We start from the raw sequence: 18,656 nt of genomic DNA on the forward strand, positions 1-18,656 counted from the left end.
TAAGTCCTCCTATAGAAAATCTTCCTTGTCGCACCATCTCATTAACATGCCCGCCCACTGAAAACCTGCTGCATTGCCAAATTGGAAAATATGATCTCCTGGCTTTAATTTATTGGCTTTGACAGCTTCCTTTAAAATAATAAACGCTGAACCAGCTCCGCTATGACCATACATGTCTGTCACCACATGGGTTTTTTCTAACCCCACACCGATGGCATCCATCTGTGCTTCCATCTGCGATAAGGCCGCTGGATGCGGTGAGAAGAAATCCACTTCTTCTAGAGTCATATCCGCCTTTTCAAGACAGGCATACAAGGATTCCTTAAACCAGGTGATCACCTTTGGCAGTAGAATGCCCACAATCTCTCCTTGGGTAACGAAAAAATCCTTACCCTCACCATTTTCTTCTCTTGGTATACGGGACCCTCTGTTAAAAAGTCCAGAACCGTAAAAGAACTTGCCATCTGAATCAAAGTGTTCAGATAGTATACCAGTCTTGCCTTCCTTGAGCTTGCCAAGAACAACTGCACTGGCTCCATCCCCAATAAAGCCCATGAATAGGTTCTCTTTTGAATCGAGCATCCTTGATGTACAGTCTCCTGTAACAACAAGGGCCTTGTCATAAGTGCCACACATTATAAAACGCATAGCCGTTGCCAAAGCATAATTTGGCGCTGCACAAGCCTGGTTCATATTGAGAACCATTGCATTTTTCAGTCCCAGTTCATGTTGAATGAGGGCTCCAGGTGCAGGGCTGTAAAAATCGCCTGATCCAGTTGCCACCACAAGCAGTTGAATTTCTTCTGCAAGCACACCTGAGTCTTCAATGGCCTCTTTTGCCGCTTTAATAGCAAAATCTGAAAAAGCTTCTGTGTCATCCGCCCAACGCCTTTCTGTAATGCCTGTATAAAACTCGACTTGTTCTTCTTCCAGTCCTATGTAATTTTCAATATCCTTATTTGTAACCACTCTTTCGGGCAAATTGTAGCCTATGCCTTGAATACCTATTGATGAGTACTTCATAATGCCTCCTATTCGTAGTTGTAGAATCCTCTGCCTGATTTTCTGCCCAGGTGACCAGCATTCACCATATTCTTTAGATAAACACTGGGTCTATACTTAGAGTCAGAGAAGTTGTAGTATAAGCTCTCCATACTGTAGAAAATGGAATCAAGGCCAATAAGGTCAGCCAGCTCCAGTGGACCTTTTTTCAAATTCATAGCTCGTTTCATAATTTCATCAAGAACCTCAGGTGACTCGACAATGCCTTCGCTCATCATGATTGAGGCTTCGTTAAGAAATGGAACAAGGAGCCTATTGATAATAAAGCCTGGTGAATCACTCACTACAAATGACTTCTTGCATATGTTTTCAACTATTTTAGATCCCTTCTCAACAAAATCATCCGTCGTTTGGTAGCCCCTTATAATTTCAACCAAGTCTATAAGGGGGACTGGGGAAATAAAGTGTAAACCCAAAAACCGCTCTGGCTTATCGAGAACAGAACCAAGTTCTGTAATGGAATATGTCGATGTATTGCTTGCAAGGATACATGTGGAGGATGCATGCGATTCCAGCTCTTTAAGCACCTTAAGTTTTAGAGTTTTATCTTCTTTTACGGTCTCAATGATCACATCCACCTTACAAAGTGCTGGATAATCCTCTGGAATATACATAAACTCCATGTTGTCTAGGATCTCTTGCCGTTCTTTTATTGAAAGCCTGTTTTTTTCAACTTCATGGTCAAGATATTCATACATTTTATCTTGGTGATTTGGTGATCTTCCGTACATATATACCTTGCAGTTATGCGCTGCAAATGTATGTCCTATCCCTTTGCCCATTAAGCCTGTGCCCACAACTGCAACGCTGAGACTATTCATATGGCCCCCCTTTTTTCTTTGGAATCTCATCAAATAGTTCAATCAAGATGCCTTTAGAAAACTTCAAGTTAAAAAATGTGTATCTTTGTATTGTGTCTTCCTTCTCAAGACATTTAATTTCATGTAGAAAGACATCTCCAGAAGGATTCAACTTGTCATAGAATGTTTGTAAGTTTTCTACTTTAAACGAGATATGATGCAGACCATCTCCACGCTTGTCTATGAACCCTTTCAGGATATTGGAATTTGAAATAGGTTCCATCAGTTCCAACTTGGTTGAGTTAAAATCAATCAATGTGGATGAAAGGCCCATGTCCGAATAAATTTGCGATGTGTGTTTATTGCCCTTTAACGTGTCAGCAAATGTCTCAAGAAACTTAGATGCATCAGAACAGGCAATACCTATATGATCAATAATCATGTAACCTCCTAAATAACTGAAAGACCTATGCCGCCATCCACTTCAATGACTTGGCCAGTCATATAATTTGATAAATCCGATGCCAAGAATAAAGCTGTCTTAGAAACATCCTCAGGCACACCTATTTTCCTGAGTGCAATTTTTTTGAGGGCCGTCTCATAGACTTTTGAAGGAATATCATCCCAAATACCTGTTTTTATAAATCCAGGTGCTATGCAGTTGACACGAACACCATGAAGGGCGGCTTCTTTACAGAGTGCCTTTGTGAAACCAATAATACCGGCCTTTGAAGCACTGTAATTTGTTTGTCCAACATTTCCATGTATGCCTGCAATGGAAGCAATATTGATAATGCTGCCGTAATCACTTTTATAGATCATGTCAAGAAATGTTCTTGTACAGTTATAGACACCCGTCAGATTAATGTCTATAACCTGATGCCAGTGTTTGTCTTCCATCTTGGTAAAAAGATGATCTCGGAGGATGCCTGCATTATTGACAAGTATGTCCACACATGTAAATTCATTTTCGATCACTTGCTTTTTCTCAAGTACATCTTCAATGCTTGACACATCTGTTTTGAGGGCGAGGGCTTTTCGTCCCATATTCTCAATTTCCTTAGTCAGTTGAATGGCTGAGTCATCATCACTTTTATACATGATGACCACATCCGCGCCCGCCCTTGCAAAATGGAGGGCAATGTCCTTGCCAATACCGCGACTGCCTCCAGTGATAAGAGCTGTTCTATTAGCGAGTTGCATGTGCGGCCCCTTTCTTTTTACTGTCACTTCTAACGATGGCATCTGAGAAACATGCTTCTTGACAACAGAAACAACTTATACAGTCCTTTTTGTTTACCACTGGCAACCCATCCATTGCAATGGCATCCACAGGGCAAATTTCTTCACATATTTCACACTGGACACATTTTTTTTGTCAAATTTAGGGATCGGCTTCATGTGTTGATAAATACTTGGTGTCACACGTTCAACAAAGCCGTTTAACTTAACCAGAAAGGCAGAGGGCTTTTCATAGGAAACAAGAGGAACTTGGTCACCAATGATTTCAATTTCTGAAGGTCGTGGCGCCATTTTTCTTTTTAGACCTTTTTCAATGTAACCCACATCTCTAACCCCTATGCCAATTTGAGACATGGCGACAATATCAAGGGCGAGTCCATTGGTGCTGGCTAAAAGCATATTGGAGCGAACAGGTTTTCCATTGGCTGGACCATTGCCCTCCATGCCCACAATGCCATCCATTATATTGATTGTTGGGGCAACTGTTGTGAATAAATCCAGAAGCGCATTTTCAAAATTGTCCTTGGTTCCCAGATTGGCATGAAGCTTCATTTTATTCTTGCCTACTATGGTTCCGTATAAATTTTTTATGGCGCCCGTGTATAAGACCGCATGATGTATTTTTGTTTTAGGCATATTGATGATGAGGTCGCAGTCTCTAATGAAACGGGTCAAGGGGATGTTTTTTAAAATAAAATTGTCTTGATTATGAACATTGTCAATGGAATCATTGTCGAAATCGCATATTTGACAATCATACCTTTGAGCTATGTCATTCATGCCACACACTTCAAAAATTTTGCTTGTGCCGTGGATGCCTGAATCTCCAATCCAAATATTCTTGGCACCCTTTGTTTTTAAAATTCTTACCACAGCTTCCACCACAGCTGGATGTGTGGTGGCCGCCTTATCTGGTGTCAGTGGCGAAACCAAATTTGGTTTGATCAATACCTTTGTGTTTTCATTGATATTTGCTTTGAGATCATAGATTTGATCCAACATTTCTTGCAAATTCATTTCTATCAAATCAACATCGTAAACTTCACATAACTTAATGGCTACTTTCGCTGTGTTCGAGACCATACTATGCGCCCCATTCCACAACTGCAGATGCCCAAGTCCAACCTGCTCCAATTGTGACAAATGCAAGCTTTTCACCATCCTTCAATCCAACGTTTCTATGTATGTGGTCTAGAGCCAGAGGTATGTTTGCGCTTGAAGCGTTGGCATATTTATCGAGAGTAATAACCACCTTTTTCTCATCAATATCTAGTTGTTTAGCGCATTCTCTTAAGAGAGATATATTTGGTTGGTGTGGAATGAGATAATCAATTTCCTTAGGAGACAGGCCTGCACGATTAAGCGCTTCTTCTAAGGCATGCGGGATTACTCTTCTAGCCACTTGTCCAACCTCCTTGCCACGCATAACAACATAATTCTTACGTCGATCAAGAAGGTCATAGTTAACTGGGAACTCTGCATTGCCTGCAAAGAGTGTGACTTGGTCTTTGCTGTCTCCATCGGAAGAAAAATAAGTGCTAATAACGCCTTTTTTCTTTTCTGAAGCCGTCATGACAACAGCCCCTGCGCCATCACCAAAGAAGACACAGCCTCTATCCTTGTAATCAAGCATAGTGGACATGGCGTCTGCTCCAATCACTAGGGCATTTTTGAAATATCCAGTTTTTATAAACTGTTCTGCTGTTATAAAAGCAAACATGAAACCTGCACATGCCGCGTTCACATCATAGGCTGTGGCTTTGTTGGCATTTATCTTTCTTTGAATAACCGTGGCCACTGATGGCACAATCCTGTCAGGTGTTACGGTGGCCACGATTATTAGGTCAATATCTTCCGCTTTCAGACCAGCCATCTCCAAAGCTCTTTCTGATGCTTTAGCAGCCATATCAGAAGTTACTTCACCATTGGCAATACGTCGCCTCTCCCGAATGCCTAATACATTTTCAACCCACTCCTTGTTTGTGGGTGCTGATTTTTCCAGGTCCATATTGGTTACAATTTCTTCAGGCACATAAGATCCAGTTCCGCTAATTACAACATTTTTCATTAGATTCCCTCCATAATTAAAGAATTGATATACCTAGTCCACCATCAACAATTAATGTCTGTCCACAAATGTAATTTGAGTCTTCACTCGCTAAAAATACGGCTAAATTTCCGACGTCCCCCGGCGTTCCAAGTCGCTTCATTGGAACACGTTTTTTCATTTTTTCAATAACCTTTTCTGGTACTTCTGAAAGCATATCTGTTTCAATGGCTCCAGGTGCAATGCCATTGACAATAAGTCCTTTTTTTCCAACTTCAGCTGCTAAACTTTTGGTGAATCCAATCAGTGCCGCTTTGGATGCTGAATAATTGGATTGACCTATATTCCCAACAAATCCACTTAAAGACGCAATGTTGATTATTTTTCCATTTTCATTTTCAATCATGTGTTCAACCACTTGCTTGCAACAGTTATAAACACTGTTTAAATTTGTTGAAATTACATCCTGCCACTGGTTGGTCGCCATGTTTTCAAGCATGCTATCCCTTGTGATCCCTGCATTGTTTACAAATATATCAATAGACCCCAGAAGCTTGATGGATTCATTCACAGCCTCTTTAACTGATGATCTATCACTAACATCTGTACTCACTGCATAAGCATTTATCCCCTTGGCTTCTAGTTCCATTACTGTTTTTGACGCCTCTTCATGATTGCTTTTATAAAAGACAACTATATTTGCCCCTTCATCTGCCATGGATAGGGCAATGCCTTTTCCAATGCCTCGACTGCCCCCAGTGATCACAACATTCTTTTTGCAGAGTTTCAATGTTTGCCCCTCCATATAAAATTTTCCCCCTCATGACGACCCAGTTCAAAGGCTTCTAAATTACTTGCAAGGCTATGAGCCTTTACAGTCGTTTTTAATGTGTTTATCCACTGTTCCTTTGAGAGGTCTGTAAACCCTGACAAGGCCCCTATTATGCTTACATTCATATACTTATGAACTCTACCTACTACCAAAATCTCAGCTTGCAGTTTTTTGAGCTCTCCTTCAACATCTATATCTTTATCCAGACCTATTTCCACTGCATTGGGTCTATGCGCTGAATCTGCCACGATCAAGAGTCCATCCGTTCTAAGATATTTCGACCACCTTAAAGCCTCATATTTGTCAAATGCAATAAGAATGTCGGCCTGCCTCTCTTTTATGAGTGGGGAGTGTACCAAATCACCTGCTTTGATGTGCGAGAGAACAGATCCGCCTCTTTGCCCAATACCGATAATATCTGTCGCTTTGATGTCTGAATATTCTGTCATTAAAGTGGATGAAATCACTTCATTGGCTAGGATTGTACCCTGCCCTCCAATCCCACATAAGACAATATTAAGTTTCTTCATTGACGCCCCCTTATTCAAATCATTTTTAGAATAATACACATGGACTGCGGGATATAATAACGCTCAGCTGATCTGAGTCCATGGCCAGTTTTATGGTATTTTCCAGATTGTTTTCGACCCGAGGATTAATCACCTGAACGTCTTCAACTCCAATGGCTTTACAAACCGCTTCTATAGAACCACAACCACCGTCTTTAGGTGTAATAGTGGCTTGTCCCCCAGTCATTGCAATTGTCATATTGTCTTCAATTACAATTGTTGAAGTGCTTTCATGGAGTACCATATTGATCAGGTTGTTTATGCCACTATGCCAAAATTCTCCATCTCCCATAATGGACAGCATCTGTTTGTTTTTATCAAGAGCCTTGTTATACCCATGTGCAATGCCAATAGATGAACCCATACACTTAATGACATCAATGACACCTTTATGTGGGAGTGCTCCTAGACCGCCACAGCCAATTCCTGAACTCGTATAAATATTGTGTTTTTCTATAACGTCATTCACAAGATGATGGGGACATCCCGGACAATTATCCGGTAAACGAAGTGGCACCTCAAGATGTCTTGATTCAGTCATTTTGCCTAGAATCTTTTCTTCTATGACACCCGGTGTGAAATGGAGCATTTCTGGAAACCTCGGAAAGGCCTCTACACCAATGACTGGAAGTTGATAAGATTTAATTTCCTTTTCAATTAAAGGATGGCCATCTTCAAGAATAAATACTTTCTTATGCTTGTTCACAAACCTTTCAATTTTCTTTCTCGGCAATGGATAGACAAGTCCCAGCTTTAGATACGAAACATGTGGAAGGACTTCTCTTGCGTGTTCATATGCAACACCTGATGCAATAATTCCTATATCACTCCCGGAAATGGTTTCACGGTTGAACTCCGTTGTTTCTGCTTGTTCCTGTATTGCTTTCCATTCTTCGTCAAAATTTTTCCAGTATGGCTTTAGCGTCTCATTGTCACAATTGTGAAATCCAAACTTCACTATATTGCCAACTGTCTTTTGAAGACTTTTTTCATGTGGTCTGCGGTAATGTTTCTTCCAAGTACAAGTGGCGTATTTCACCAAGGTTTTTGACTTACACAGAATTCCGTTTAGTCTTAAAATCACTGGTGTTTCATATGTTTCACTCATTTGAAAAGCCAATGAAACGCTGTCATAGGCTTCTTGGCTATTGGCAGGTTCTATCACTGGAACCTGAGCCATGATGCCGTAACTTCTACAGTCCTGATAGTCATCGCCTGCAATTCTGCCAATGTCATCAGCCACCACGAGAACCAGGCCACCGTTAAGAGGGGTGCCCGCAAGCTGGGTAAAAGCATCAGCTGCAACGTTAAGTCCTAGTGTTTTCATTACAACCAGACTGCGATAACCTGCAAGCGATGTACCAATAGCCACTTCCAGGGCAACTTTTTCGTTGGTTGACCACTCACATTCAACTTCTTTAAACCGCCTCAGTTCTGATAAGACTTCAGTACAGGGTGTTCCTGGATAACCGCTGACATAAGAAACACCACTATGGTAGGCCCCTACAGCTACTGCGTGATTGCTTGTAATCAATTTCTTCATTTAAACACTCCATTTTCAAATAGAATCTGTTAATTAGATACTTTGATATACTTTATTTTGCATTTTATGGGGTTATTTAACATTATGAGCGTAAAAAAACATATATTTTTCGAAAGCGAAATTTTGTTTTATTTTTGAGATAGAGCATTTTTTTCATTAAGGCATGAATAATTTTAAATGCTCATTATAGATTATTAGTAGATTGAAAGAGAATATATAGAGCTAGAAATAAAGTGTTATAATTTACTGAAATGGTTTGGTCTTATTCATAATTATCATCTTGCTGATCTTTTTTTGAAAGCAACTTCTTATACATTTTAAGTTTAAATGGTATGGCTATCACTAAAAGCACACCGAGTATTATCCACCAATGCATTTCCATCATTTCACCCCCTTTATACTTTAATTCAGCCTTTGTTAGGCCAGTCCTTTTTGTATTCGCTTTCTAACGAGTAGAAGTATTATCGTTGTGGTACCTATTATCCAGCCTGCAGTCAACCAAGCCGTCTCCCATGTCATGTCCAGTGTTATAATGTCTCTAAAACCTGTGAATATCCAATATGTTGGTATAATATACAGACCTTTTTGCAAGACCTCTGGAAGCAACATGGCCCCTAAAATGGATGCTGCAGCCACAAGATAAATAATTTTCATATTCAAAACACCAGCAATTTGATTTTCACTAATTGCTCCTATTAAAAACCCTGTCACCGCTGATGTGAATGAGCCTGATACAATCACCAGAAGGGCCATATAGAAATTTATATCTGTGATTTTAAGTATATAAGTCATTATATAAATCTGAACCACTGGGAGTAAAAAACCTATAATGCTCTTTCCTATAACAAATTCTTTCTTATTCATCTGTGTCACATTTAATGCACTAATTGTCTTGGCTTCTTTTTCTTCTATGATGTTAAAGCCAACAACAATTCCACCAAGAATTATGACTGTCATCATGAGTGCTGCACCACCAATAATCAGCAGTGGTGACTTGGTCTCTCCCACACTGGACACAGCATATTCGATGTCCCCTGTGTAGTTCCCCTCAAATTCTTGAATGATTTTTAGCGGTACAGTTTCAGTATCATGCCCTTCATTGCCTTCCAGAATGACAGAAAGTCCATTCATATCATTTCTGATTATTCCGGCAACATCGTCAATATCCAGTATCCTCTTGTTAAGGGCCTCAATATCCGCGAACGTTTCGACTGATCCATATCGTTCAAAATGATCCACAACGGCTTCATCCATACCTTCTACCACTGCAAATTGCAAGGATGCTGCTTCTGAAGATGGAATGAATAAGGAAAACCCAAAGGTAAGAAGAAGGGGTCCAACCATCATATATAGGAGCAAAAACTCCCTGATACTGCTTTTAAAATCTCTTATAAAAATCGAAAATACTCTCTTCATAAGGCCTCCTAATTTTCAAGTGCATTGCGTTTGAAAGTTTTCAGTGCAAGAGCAAATAAGATTGCTGACACCCCTGAAAGCATGGCAAATGTCTCAATAATTATCTTAGTGTTTCCCGTTGGGAAAACAGCTTCTTTCACTGCAAAGACCAATCGATATGTAGGAAGCAATCTTATATAAATCGGTGCAAAACTCGGAACCATGTAACTTATAAGTGGTACGCCTAGAAGCAGTGTGACGAGTAATATCCATATCATAGATTCAGAAAGATTTCTAAAAAAACTTGTCATAATAAGGCCTAAACTTGTTGCAAGAAAAGCCCCCACTCCGATAAGTCCTATGAGCGCCAAGTAATTCACTTTTAAGCCCAGAACCAGAAGGGTCATAACAAGAGCACCAACAATCCCTAAAGAAACCATGACAATTGCCTTTGACAGCAAGTACTCAACCAACCGACCAGGTGTGACAGCATAAGCCTTTATCGTTCCTTCTGACTTCTCTATATAGATGAGAGACGCAACCAGCATAAAACCGAGCATGGTTGGTTCCATAACTAGAAATAGAGGCAGTAAAAACTTATTAGCTGGTATTTTCCCATAATTGGCCTTATTTCCTATAGTCTTAACTTCAATATCGTTTTTAGATCCAAGTGCTGTGTTAATTTCATCTTTCATTGCAATAATAAGCGTGTTTACAATCTCATCATTTTCATATCCATGAATGACAAATTCTACAACAGGTTCATCGGACTGTCCATGAACGATTAGGCCAATACTGTTTGTGATTTCACTGACGCGTTGACGGACTATGCTTTCTGAGTCAACACCTATAACGTTTGTATGATTAACCTTCATGTTTTCTATGGCATCTTCAATAGGTACACTGTATTCGCCTGTATAGGAAACACTGTAATAAACCTCCGGTTTTATGGAAAAATCTTCTGCAATAACAAAGTTTATAAGTAAGGCAAATATAAGGGCCAGTGCCACCACAATATAAAAGCAATAGCTCCTATGTGCATAAAGAAAGTCCTTTTGTAAATATCCAATTAGTCGCTTCATCATTAGACCAACTCCCTGCCGGTAAGCTGAATAAAGACTTCTTCAAGACTTGCCTCTTGTGAGTGAATTTTCACAAGATTATCCCTTCTGATAATTTCATGAAGTTTTTCCTTGTCATCCTTATCCTTCATAGATAGGATTTCATTTTGACTCTTCTCACCCTTGTCTGATTTATAAGTTACAGCCAAACTGTCAGAGCCGTACCTTAATTTGAGGTTTTCAGGTGTATCAACTAGAATAATCTTACCTTCATTGATAAAGGCGACCCGGTCACACAATTCGTCTGCTATGTTCATGTTATGAGTCGTTAAGAATATGGTTGTGCCCTGGTCTCTTTTCTCTTTTATAATTGTTTTGATTCGTGAAGCTGTTTCTGGATCTAGTCCTGAAGTGGGTTCATCCAGAAACCATATTTTAGGATTATTCAACATAGATCGTGCAAAAACCAGTCTTTGCAACATCCCTTTTGAATATTTTGAAGCCTTTTTATCAGCTGCCTTTTCAAGACCTACCATACGAAGCAGTTTCATAGGATCTTGTGTTTGTACACCAAACATCGTGCTGTAAAATCTCAAGTTCTCAAGACCAGTCAAATTTCTATACACATTCCCATATTCAAAACATACGCCAATCAGGTTAAAGAAGCTGTTATCCAGTTTAGATATACTTCTACCATCAATTGAGACATCACCTTTTTGCAGTTCCAATAGGCCAAATAAAACACTTTGTGTTGTTGATTTGCCTGCACCACTTGGTCCAAGAAACCCAAATATTTCTCCCTCTTTCACTTCAAAGTTCATATTCTCTATTGCGTAATTGTTGTCGTTTGAATATGAATGATACAGTCCTTTGACTTCTAACATGCCATCACTCCTTGACTTCGATACCATTTCTTAATAAGTTCAGCATCTCTTTAATGAGCGTCATGGCGTTTTCATCATTGGCACCGCTCATAATATAATACTCATTAAGATTAACGCTGAATGTCGTTATTAAGTAAGAAATCATTGATATATTGATTTCTGGATTGATTGATCCTTGCTTCATACCATGCATTAACAATCCTTCTATAAACTCATTGCTCTTTTTAAGGCTGTCACCAAGTATTTCTTCTCTAAAAGCACGATCTCCACCCTTGACAAGATCGTCTCCTATTTTGGACAACTTGGTATACTTTTTTGAAAACTCAATACCAGTGATATAGAAGGCTTCTAAAATATCGAAAAACTCTGCGCCTTGCATTTCGCTTAATTTCGATGTCAGATAAGACATTTTCAACATTCCAGAAAGATCTACAATATGTTTATAGAGGTCTTTTTTGTCATTGAAATACTGATAAAAGCTCCCTTTTGCTATTCCCACACTGCTAATGATTCTATTAATGCTTGCATCGCGAAAGGTATATGTAGCGAATTCTTCAATTGCTGCATTTTCAATTCTTTCACGTTTTTCATTTGGTAAATTCAAAAATGTTTTCTTCGGCATTTTGACTCCTTCTCAACTCAACATGACCTCGAGGTCACATTTCCCTTAATCAAAGAATACCGTGAATTTTCTAACAAATCAACTCATTTTTTATTAAATTGCTCTTTGGTAAATTTTTCGATTTAATTTGACACATCTCAAACCTTTTAGTCTCAATAGCTTGAAATAGATTTCCATTTTCGAAATTAATTTTGTTACATTTTTTTAACACACTTAAAAAGTTATATATTGTATACTCTAATGTATTTCATTTATTCTCTTTCGTGTTCTAAACGACTTACACCATTGGAAACACAGGTTTTAACGGTTCGTACCTAGACTGCACTTTTTTACATAATCGGACTTTAAAATCTCATGTTTCACACATTTTGTGCAATTATAGATCTATTTTACCGAAATGAATGGTATTTTATATACACATGGTAATGGTAATTTTAAAGACTCAGTTTTACGTTTTACCATACCAAAGATGATGTTTGTTAATATTTAATAATTTTTATTCTATAAATATAGATCTTTAGTTGACTGACCATAACGCGTATGGTATATTTTGAATTGCGCGCATAACTATTCACTTTTTTTACATTTACAGGGAGGTTTTATGTTAAAATTTCGTTTCAAACCCATTATTACAATCTTAATACTTATACTTGCTATTGGAAGTAGCACACTTTCTTTCGCATCTATAGAATATCAAGATGATTTATGTACAAATTCATCACGCATCACCGCATCATCAACATATGCAGGTAGAACACCTGATAGGACAATAGATGATAACTTCACAGGGTCACGCGATATTACATCATGGCATTCAGGTAAATTGTCATCCACTTCACCAATATGGATTATGTATGATTTTGGGGATAATAGTCCTGTTATTCAGAAATACACAATCACACCTGGCTATTATCCATCACATTCACCAAGTGAATTTACATTTCAAGGTAGTAATGACTTAGAGAACTGGTCTGTTCTTGATGCTCATAGTGGGTATGATTTTGAAGGTTTTGGCATAACTGAAAGTTTTACATTTCAAAATAAAGATGCTTTTCGTTATTACAGGATTCATGTCACAGGCGTAAACAGTCATACTCAAATATTACTTAATGAAATCGAAATGATGGAAGCGGCGCCTGCTCCAGAAGCCCCTAATGCGCCATCAGGTCTAAATGCAACAATTAAAGGTGATGATATTCACTTAACTTGGAACAATCTTGATACTGCGGAACACTATACAGTTTATCGATCAACTACAAGTGGTGGAGCCATCACTGTTCTAGGCAGCAATATTACAACGAACTCTTTTACAGATACTACTGTGGAAAAAGGTACAAAATACTACTACTATATAACTGCTCATGGAGAAGGGCTTGAAAGTCCAGCATCCAGTACTGTATCAGAAATAATTCCTGAACCAGTGCTCGATAATACTGTTCTAACTCTAATTCTTGAGGATAGCTTAATAAAAAGCTATGAAATGAATGCAAATGAACTTGATGATTTTCTTGATTGGTATTCTGATGCAATGAAAGGAAACGATCTGCCTTACTTTAAGTTTGATAAGACAAATATAGTTGGACCATTTAAATCAGGTTCAGAGTTTATTATCTTCGATAAGATCGTTTATTTCGATATAACACAGTATTAAGTTATCCAGAATTAAATAATGAACATCTTTTTTATTAAATATAAAGGTCTGCATCAAAAAAGAACGTCCAGATCAATCCCAACAGATTGACCTGGACGTTCTTTTCTATTAAGCGCCATACATATTCTCATTCATGCTTTGAAACCTACTATTATATAAGTAGGACTCAAAAGGCTAATAAGGTGCCTTCATAATATTTGCTTAAAAAACACCTAACGTGGAAAATTCTTTTTCATATAAGACTCCACTTCTTCAGAGGTTGCTAGGGAAAGCACTGTGTCTAGATGATCCTTCACACTGTCTGTGTCTATTTCTAAGGCGCGCTTTCGTGCTTTTAGTATATTGGCCGGACTCATGCTAAATTCATCAAGCTCCATACCTAAAAGTAGCGGCATTAAATCTAGATCTCCTGCCACGGATCCACACATGCCAACCCATATACCCGCTTTGTGGCCATTTTCGATCGTCATCTTGATCAACCTTAGAACCGCAGGGTGATAGGCCGTATAAAGGTCAGCAATGGATTCATTCATCCTATCAACAGCAATGGTATACTGAATTAAATCGTTTGTACCAATGCTGAAAAAATCCACTTCTTTTGCTAGAAGATCTGATGCAATGGCGGCAGCTGGAATTTCTATCATAATACCAAGGGGCACACTATCATTAAAGGGGAAGCCTTCTGCCTGTAAATCTGCCTTAACCCCCTCAATAATTTCCTTGACCGCTCTGACTTCATGAACAGAGGAAATCATAGGCAACATGATTTTTAAGTTTCCATACAGGCCTGCACGAAGTAGAGCGCGCATTTGAATTTTAAAAATCTGCGGTTCATTTATACAGTAACGGACAGCGCGGTAACCAAGAAATGGGTTCATCTCTTTGGGCATATTTAAGTAAGAAACTTCTTTATCTCCCCCAATATCCATTGTGCGTATAATCACCGGTTTGTCATTCATACCTTCCAAAACGCTTCTATATGCTTTAAATTGATCTTCTTCACTCGGCGCGCTATTCCTATCCATAAACAGAAATTCACTTCTAAAAAGACCAATACCTTCGGCATCATTTTCAATCACTCGTTTTAAATCATCTGGTGATGCAATATTGGCTGCAAGTTCCACCTGTCGTTCATTCTTGGTATAGGTGCTTTGTCCAATCAAAGACTTTAAGGACTCCTTTTCAGCAGAAAGCTCTTTAACAAGCCTCTTTGCACATGCTCTTTCTTTGGCATCTGGGTTGAGTATAAGGGACCCTTCTTGACCATTAATAATGGCATCCGCCTGATTCGTTAGACTTTCAAAGTTATTCATTCCTATACCCATAACTGCTGGTATGCCTAGAGTTCTTGCAATTATTGCACTATGGGAAGTCTTACCTCCAATGGCTGTAACAATTCCACTTATGTTTTCAGGCTTTAGTTGAGCCGTGTCAGAAGGTGTCAAGTCTTGCGCCACAACTATGGTTCCTTTGGGGGCTTGACTAAGATCTGTGGCTTCTTGTCCCCTTAGGTTTCTAATGATTCTTCGGGCCACATCACGAATATCGTGTGCTCTTTCCCTAAAATACTCATTGTCCATTTGCTCAAACATTTGTGCCATAGCCTCAGCTGACACGTGAACAGAATACTGAGCTTCATATTTCTTCGCTTCAATCTTGGCCTCAATGTCTTTGATCCACTCAGGATCTTTTAAAATCATTATATGTGCCTGAAAAATTTGGGCTTTTTCCTCACCTAGTTTTTCTAGTTTTTCACTATAAATAGCTTGTAATTCTACTAAGGACTTATAGATGGCGTCACTCAGTTTATTAAGTTCCACCTTCACATTATCTACAAAAGCTTCTTGTGGCTGAACTTCTGGTTTCAGAAGGAGCAAACGTCCTATTCCAAGCCCCTCTGAAACACCCAGTCCTTTTATAACAACACTCACTAGGCTTCGACCCCTTCAATAATTGACTTTAATTCTGTTTCAATGGCTTGAGAATTGTCGCCCTGTGCTTCAATGGTGATTGTGTCGCCTTCCATAAGACCCATTCCCATAACATTCATAATCGATTTAGCATTCACCCTTGTGGTGTCTTTAATAAGAAAAACTTCACCGGTGAATTTTGTTGCAGCATTGACAACAAGACTTGCAGGTCTTGCATGCAATCCGTTCTTACTTTTAATAGTCACTTGTGTCATATGATTTCATCCTTCCTAGTCTCAATAAACAATCCCTATATATGATAAGAGCTTAGCAGTTCATTTTTTCCAACGCTTATACAAGCATTTATATTTTACTTTAAGTCAAATGAATAAGGGCCGCTTCCATATTTGATCTTCCAAGTTTTACATCAATGGACTTAACCTTATCCGGTGTTGTTATAACGACCGGTGTTATGGATGATTTATCATGTGCCTTTAGAATATCAAGATCCACTTGAATAATTGTATCGCCTTCTTCTACTTCATCCCCTACCTGTGCCATACGAGTGAAGCCTTCACCTTTTAGCTCAACCGTGTCAATCCCGATGTGAACCAGTATTTCAAGGCCTTCATCAGTTACAAGTCCAAATGCGTGATTCGTCGGAAAAATTTGTGCAATTTTCCCTTTGCAAGGCGCCTTTACAAGGCCATTTGATGGCTTTACTGCAAACCCATCACCAACCATTTTTTGAGAGAAGACAGCATCAGGCACATTGGAAATATCAATAATTTCTCCTTCTAGAGGTGATTTCAAAGTCAATGTCTTCTTCTTAAAAATTCCAAACATAATTGTTTCCTTTCTTATTTTCAGATCATATTCATATACCAACTGAACACATAAATTTCATTCATTTCACTTGTCTTTTATCGATGTGACTCAAAGAACACGTATATAAGGCCTTCTATATACATCAGAACTTTAACCACACACTTTCTATAAACATTAATAATCAATTTTAGAAGCAGCAGCCTCATCAACAATCACTGTGACATTTGGGTGAAGTTGAAGCACAGAAGCCGGCAACTCAGGGGTGATTTTACCATTCACCATCCCTGCCACTGCATCAGCCTTTTCTCGACCAGACGCGAGGAGAATAATCCCTCTTGATTGCATAATTGTCTTTATGCCCATGCTGATTGCTGTCTTTGGCACATCATCAATATGATTGAAAAATCTTGCATTGTCACTAATGGTTTGCTCATCAAGCTGAACCACATGGGTGACCGCTTCAAACTTTATATCTGGCTCATTAAATCCGATATGTCCGTTACGACCAATGCCCAGTATTTGAAGATCTATGCCACCTGCATTTGCAATAAGTTCTTCATAGCGTAGGCATTCCGCTTCATGATCAGATGCCATACCAGAAGGAATATAGTGATTTCCTTCTTTTATATTGATATAACGGAATAGATTCTCCTTCATAAATCTAGCATAACTTTGCTCGTGATCAGGATCTATATTCAAGTACTCATCCAGGTTAAAAGACGTTACGTTTTCAAAATCAATCATGCCTTCATTATAAAACCTCACAAGTTCTTTATAGAGTCCCACTGGTGTCGATCCTGTTGCAAGACCTAAAACACTATTGGGGTTTTGAAGAATCTGCCCTACAAATAGATGGGCTGCCTTTTTACTCATTTCACTGTAATCTTTTACTTTAATTATATTCATGATTTGCCTCCTGTGTACTTACGGATGCCCTTTATAATAACTTCATCAACACGCAAGTCATTTGACAGGAGTATCAGATTCGCATCCTTGCCTTTATCAATACTGCCCATTCGTTTCTCAAGTCCAAGCCGTCTTGCTGGATTGAGGCTGAGCATGTTTACTATTTCACTTAGTGTGAAGCTCGAATTCTCTTTTACATTCAGTAGCGCTTTATCCATTCTATGAACACTTCCTGCCAAAGTGCCATCTTCCAGTCTTGGTGCACCATCTTTCACAATGACCTTTTGACCGCCTAAATCATAAGTGCCTTCTTCTAAGAAGCTAGCTCTCATAGCATCGGTTATAAAAATGACCTTGTCTTTAGACTTCATATTCACAAACGCTTCAATGAAACCTTTATGAACATGTATGCCATCTGTTATAAGCTCAGATGTGAAAGGCTTTGCAAATGTTGCTCCAACTGCACCAGGATTCCTATGGTGAAGGCCTGTCATTGCATTAAAACAGTGGGTCACATGTTCTACGCCTGCATCATATGCGTCACAAGCTGTTTCAAAGTCACATCCTGTGTGGCCCATACTTAGAACAATACCCTCTTTTTTCATTGCCTTAATAAAGGCAAAATTTTCATCCATCTCAGGTGCCAGAGTGATTATTTTAATAATATCTAAATAGGGTCTTATCCACTTGCTTGTTGGTTTTTGGATATTCTTTGCATCTTGCGCCCCCTTATAGTCTGGGCTTATAAAAGGACCTTCCAGATGGACACCTAAAATCTCTGCACCATACTCTTGGGAAGTGGCTGTTTCCTCTTGCATTGCACTTTTTAAAATATCAAGAGATTTTACGATTTGTGACTGATCCATGGTCATCGTTGTCGCTAGAAAGCCTGTCGTTCCCGATTGAATCAGACATTTAGATATATTTTGAAGCGATGTTAAACTTCCATCCATAACATCGGCTCCACCAGCACCATGAACGTGGATGTCGATAAATCCCGGACTCACATAGCCCTTATGATCAATAATATTTATGACAATATTGTCTTGTCTTTTCTCAATCCATTCATGAAATTCTTCTTCGGGTAGAATGTTATATATAGTCTCTGAAAAGACGACCACATGGTTGGCTAAAACCTTGTCCTTGAGTATTATTTTTGAGCCTCTAACCGCTAAAAAATGGGCTTTTTTTTCTATTGATGTGTTTGTTATCCTTTTGCACTGGGTTTCTTGCATATTAACCTCCAAATTGTTCTATCCAAAGGCGACACATACCTTCGTCTCTGGATAGAAGAATCTGGAGAG

At 38.8% G+C, this 18,656-nt stretch carries 21 protein-coding genes; 1 reads left to right on the top strand and 20 read right to left on the bottom strand.

The features are described from left to right. Nucleotides 1-9: 9 nt before the first annotated feature. The 15 genes from ACQ4KW_RS11410 to ACQ4KW_RS11480 form a co-directional block, all read right to left on the bottom strand. Nucleotides 10-1,023 carry a 3-oxoacyl-ACP synthase III family protein gene (locus ACQ4KW_RS11410; protein ID WP_430882601.1) on the bottom strand — a complete coding sequence of 338 codons (1,014 nt, stop codon included), beginning with the start codon at nucleotides 1,021-1,023 and terminating at the stop codon, nucleotides 10-12. Nucleotides 1,024-1,031: 8 nt separating this feature from the next. Beyond that, nucleotides 1,032-1,883: a 3-hydroxyacyl-CoA dehydrogenase family protein gene (locus tag ACQ4KW_RS11415; protein WP_430882602.1), complete on the bottom strand. Its 852-nt coding sequence runs from the start codon at nucleotides 1,881-1,883 to the stop codon at nucleotides 1,032-1,034. Continuing rightward, nucleotides 1,876-2,304, bottom strand: a complete 429-nt coding sequence (locus ACQ4KW_RS11420) for a VOC family protein (RefSeq protein WP_430882603.1) — start codon at nucleotides 2,302-2,304, stop codon at nucleotides 1,876-1,878. The genes ACQ4KW_RS11415 and ACQ4KW_RS11420 overlap by 8 nt, the downstream gene beginning before the upstream one ends. Before the next feature lie 8 nt (nucleotides 2,305-2,312). Further along, nucleotides 2,313-3,065, bottom strand: coding sequence for a 3-oxoacyl-ACP reductase FabG (fabG, locus tag ACQ4KW_RS11425; protein WP_430882604.1), 753 nt, complete (start codon nucleotides 3,063-3,065; stop codon nucleotides 2,313-2,315). Beyond that, a complete protein-coding gene (locus ACQ4KW_RS11430; protein ID WP_430886569.1) occupies nucleotides 3,052-3,216 on the bottom strand; it encodes a hypothetical protein in 165 nt (54 codons plus the stop codon). The genes fabG and ACQ4KW_RS11430 overlap by 14 nt, the downstream gene beginning before the upstream one ends. Then, entirely contained in the window at nucleotides 3,159-4,187 is a 1,029-nt protein-coding gene (locus tag ACQ4KW_RS11435) for a DUF362 domain-containing protein (RefSeq protein WP_430882605.1), read from the bottom strand. Before ACQ4KW_RS11435 ends, ACQ4KW_RS11430 begins: the two co-directional genes overlap by 58 nt. A gap of 1 nt (nucleotide 4,188) precedes the next feature. Beyond that, complete coding sequence (locus tag ACQ4KW_RS11440; RefSeq protein ID WP_430882606.1) at nucleotides 4,189-5,172, bottom strand: 3-oxoacyl-ACP synthase III family protein; 984 nt, start codon at nucleotides 5,170-5,172, stop codon at nucleotides 4,189-4,191. A 16-nt stretch (nucleotides 5,173-5,188) separates the two neighbouring features. Continuing rightward, nucleotides 5,189-5,941, bottom strand: coding sequence for a beta-ketoacyl-ACP reductase (locus ACQ4KW_RS11445; RefSeq protein ID WP_430882607.1), 753 nt, complete (start codon nucleotides 5,939-5,941; stop codon nucleotides 5,189-5,191). Then, nucleotides 5,938-6,513: an indolepyruvate oxidoreductase subunit beta gene (locus tag ACQ4KW_RS11450; protein WP_430882608.1), complete on the bottom strand. Its 576-nt coding sequence runs from the start codon at nucleotides 6,511-6,513 to the stop codon at nucleotides 5,938-5,940. The genes ACQ4KW_RS11445 and ACQ4KW_RS11450 overlap by 4 nt, the downstream gene beginning before the upstream one ends. A gap of 25 nt (nucleotides 6,514-6,538) precedes the next feature. Next, a complete protein-coding gene (locus tag ACQ4KW_RS11455; RefSeq protein WP_430882609.1) occupies nucleotides 6,539-8,095 on the bottom strand; it encodes a thiamine pyrophosphate-dependent enzyme in 1,557 nt (518 codons plus the stop codon). A gap of 262 nt (nucleotides 8,096-8,357) precedes the next feature. Further along, on the bottom strand, nucleotides 8,358-8,480 hold the full coding sequence (locus tag ACQ4KW_RS11460) for a hypothetical protein (RefSeq protein ID WP_430882610.1): 123 nt from the start codon (nucleotides 8,478-8,480) through the stop codon (nucleotides 8,358-8,360). 32 nt (nucleotides 8,481-8,512) lie between these two features. Continuing rightward, a complete protein-coding gene (locus ACQ4KW_RS11465; RefSeq protein WP_430882611.1) occupies nucleotides 8,513-9,511 on the bottom strand; it encodes an ABC transporter permease in 999 nt (332 codons plus the stop codon). Nucleotides 9,512-9,519: 8 nt separating this feature from the next. Further along, nucleotides 9,520-10,575, bottom strand: a complete 1,056-nt coding sequence (locus ACQ4KW_RS11470; protein ID WP_430882612.1) for an ABC transporter permease — start codon at nucleotides 10,573-10,575, stop codon at nucleotides 9,520-9,522. Then, nucleotides 10,575-11,435 carry an ABC transporter ATP-binding protein gene (locus ACQ4KW_RS11475; protein ID WP_430882613.1) on the bottom strand — a complete coding sequence of 287 codons (861 nt, stop codon included), beginning with the start codon at nucleotides 11,433-11,435 and terminating at the stop codon, nucleotides 10,575-10,577. Before ACQ4KW_RS11475 ends, ACQ4KW_RS11470 begins: the two co-directional genes overlap by 1 nt. Before the next feature lie 4 nt (nucleotides 11,436-11,439). Beyond that, the gene (locus ACQ4KW_RS11480) at nucleotides 11,440-12,057 is read right to left on the bottom strand and encodes a TetR/AcrR family transcriptional regulator (protein ID WP_430882614.1); all 618 of its coding nucleotides are present in this window, start codon (nucleotides 12,055-12,057) and stop codon (nucleotides 11,440-11,442) included. A gap of 601 nt (nucleotides 12,058-12,658) precedes the next feature. Here ACQ4KW_RS11480 and ACQ4KW_RS11485 point away from each other — a divergent pair. Further along, entirely contained in the window at nucleotides 12,659-13,708 is a 1,050-nt protein-coding gene (locus ACQ4KW_RS11485; protein WP_430882615.1) for a discoidin domain-containing protein, read from the top strand. Nucleotides 13,709-13,920: 212 nt separating this feature from the next. Here the strand turns inward: ACQ4KW_RS11485 and ptsP are convergent, their stop codons facing one another. The 5 genes from ptsP to nagA form a co-directional block, all read right to left on the bottom strand. Beyond that, nucleotides 13,921-15,639 carry a phosphoenolpyruvate--protein phosphotransferase gene (gene ptsP / locus ACQ4KW_RS11490; RefSeq protein ID WP_430882616.1) on the bottom strand — a complete coding sequence of 573 codons (1,719 nt, stop codon included), beginning with the start codon at nucleotides 15,637-15,639 and terminating at the stop codon, nucleotides 13,921-13,923. Next, the gene (locus tag ACQ4KW_RS11495; RefSeq protein WP_430882617.1) at nucleotides 15,639-15,893 is read right to left on the bottom strand and encodes an HPr family phosphocarrier protein; all 255 of its coding nucleotides are present in this window, start codon (nucleotides 15,891-15,893) and stop codon (nucleotides 15,639-15,641) included. Before ACQ4KW_RS11495 ends, ptsP begins: the two co-directional genes overlap by 1 nt. Nucleotides 15,894-15,993: 100 nt before the next feature. Next, nucleotides 15,994-16,464 carry a PTS sugar transporter subunit IIA gene (locus ACQ4KW_RS11500; RefSeq protein WP_430882618.1) on the bottom strand — a complete coding sequence of 157 codons (471 nt, stop codon included), beginning with the start codon at nucleotides 16,462-16,464 and terminating at the stop codon, nucleotides 15,994-15,996. Between the two features lie 156 nt (nucleotides 16,465-16,620). Then, nucleotides 16,621-17,352: a glucosamine-6-phosphate deaminase gene (gene nagB, locus ACQ4KW_RS11505; RefSeq protein WP_430882619.1), complete on the bottom strand. Its 732-nt coding sequence runs from the start codon at nucleotides 17,350-17,352 to the stop codon at nucleotides 16,621-16,623. Then, nucleotides 17,349-18,587 carry an N-acetylglucosamine-6-phosphate deacetylase gene (gene nagA / locus ACQ4KW_RS11510; RefSeq protein WP_430882620.1) on the bottom strand — a complete coding sequence of 413 codons (1,239 nt, stop codon included), beginning with the start codon at nucleotides 18,585-18,587 and terminating at the stop codon, nucleotides 17,349-17,351. Before nagA ends, nagB begins: the two co-directional genes overlap by 4 nt. Between the last annotated feature and the right edge of the window lie 69 nt (nucleotides 18,588-18,656).

The organism is Tianxiuia mixotrophica (genome assembly GCF_050596425.1).
Taxonomy (GTDB): domain Bacteria; phylum Bacillota; class Clostridia; order Peptostreptococcales; family Acidaminobacteraceae.

What these genes read in the sequence shown, in the direction of transcription:
- ACQ4KW_RS11415 (WP_430882602.1), bottom strand. Translation starts at nt 1,883, where the DNA reads ATGAATAGTCTCAGCGTTGCAGTTGTGGGCACAGGCTTAATGGGCAAA.
- ACQ4KW_RS11410 (WP_430882601.1), bottom strand. Translation starts at nt 1,023, where the DNA reads ATGAAGTACTCATCAATAGGTATTCAAGGCATAGGCTACAATTTGCCC.
- ACQ4KW_RS11435 (WP_430882605.1), bottom strand. Translation starts at nt 4,187, where the DNA reads ATGGTCTCGAACACAGCGAAAGTAGCCATTAAGTTATGTGAAGTTTAC.
- ACQ4KW_RS11440 (WP_430882606.1), bottom strand. Translation starts at nt 5,172, where the DNA reads ATGAAAAATGTTGTAATTAGCGGAACTGGATCTTATGTGCCTGAAGAA.
- nagA (WP_430882620.1), bottom strand. Translation starts at nt 18,587, where the DNA reads ATGCAAGAAACCCAGTGCAAAAGGATAACAAACACATCAATAGAAAAA.
- ACQ4KW_RS11455 (WP_430882609.1), bottom strand. Translation starts at nt 8,095, where the DNA reads ATGAAGAAATTGATTACAAGCAATCACGCAGTAGCTGTAGGGGCCTAC.
- ACQ4KW_RS11500 (WP_430882618.1), bottom strand. Translation starts at nt 16,464, where the DNA reads ATGTTTGGAATTTTTAAGAAGAAGACATTGACTTTGAAATCACCTCTA.
- ACQ4KW_RS11460 (WP_430882610.1), bottom strand. Translation starts at nt 8,480, where the DNA reads ATGATGGAAATGCATTGGTGGATAATACTCGGTGTGCTTTTAGTGATA.
- fabG (WP_430882604.1), bottom strand. Translation starts at nt 3,065, where the DNA reads ATGCAACTCGCTAATAGAACAGCTCTTATCACTGGAGGCAGTCGCGGT.
- ACQ4KW_RS11495 (WP_430882617.1), bottom strand. Translation starts at nt 15,893, where the DNA reads ATGACACAAGTGACTATTAAAAGTAAGAACGGATTGCATGCAAGACCT.
- nagB (WP_430882619.1), bottom strand. Translation starts at nt 17,352, where the DNA reads ATGAATATAATTAAAGTAAAAGATTACAGTGAAATGAGTAAAAAGGCA.
- ACQ4KW_RS11485 (WP_430882615.1), top strand. Translation starts at nt 12,659, where the DNA reads ATGTTAAAATTTCGTTTCAAACCCATTATTACAATCTTAATACTTATA.
- ACQ4KW_RS11480 (WP_430882614.1), bottom strand. Translation starts at nt 12,057, where the DNA reads ATGCCGAAGAAAACATTTTTGAATTTACCAAATGAAAAACGTGAAAGA.
- ACQ4KW_RS11420 (WP_430882603.1), bottom strand. Translation starts at nt 2,304, where the DNA reads ATGATTATTGATCATATAGGTATTGCCTGTTCTGATGCATCTAAGTTT.
- ACQ4KW_RS11475 (WP_430882613.1), bottom strand. Translation starts at nt 11,435, where the DNA reads ATGTTAGAAGTCAAAGGACTGTATCATTCATATTCAAACGACAACAAT.
- ACQ4KW_RS11465 (WP_430882611.1), bottom strand. Translation starts at nt 9,511, where the DNA reads ATGAAGAGAGTATTTTCGATTTTTATAAGAGATTTTAAAAGCAGTATC.
- ACQ4KW_RS11470 (WP_430882612.1), bottom strand. Translation starts at nt 10,575, where the DNA reads ATGATGAAGCGACTAATTGGATATTTACAAAAGGACTTTCTTTATGCA.
- ACQ4KW_RS11450 (WP_430882608.1), bottom strand. Translation starts at nt 6,513, where the DNA reads ATGAAGAAACTTAATATTGTCTTATGTGGGATTGGAGGGCAGGGTACA.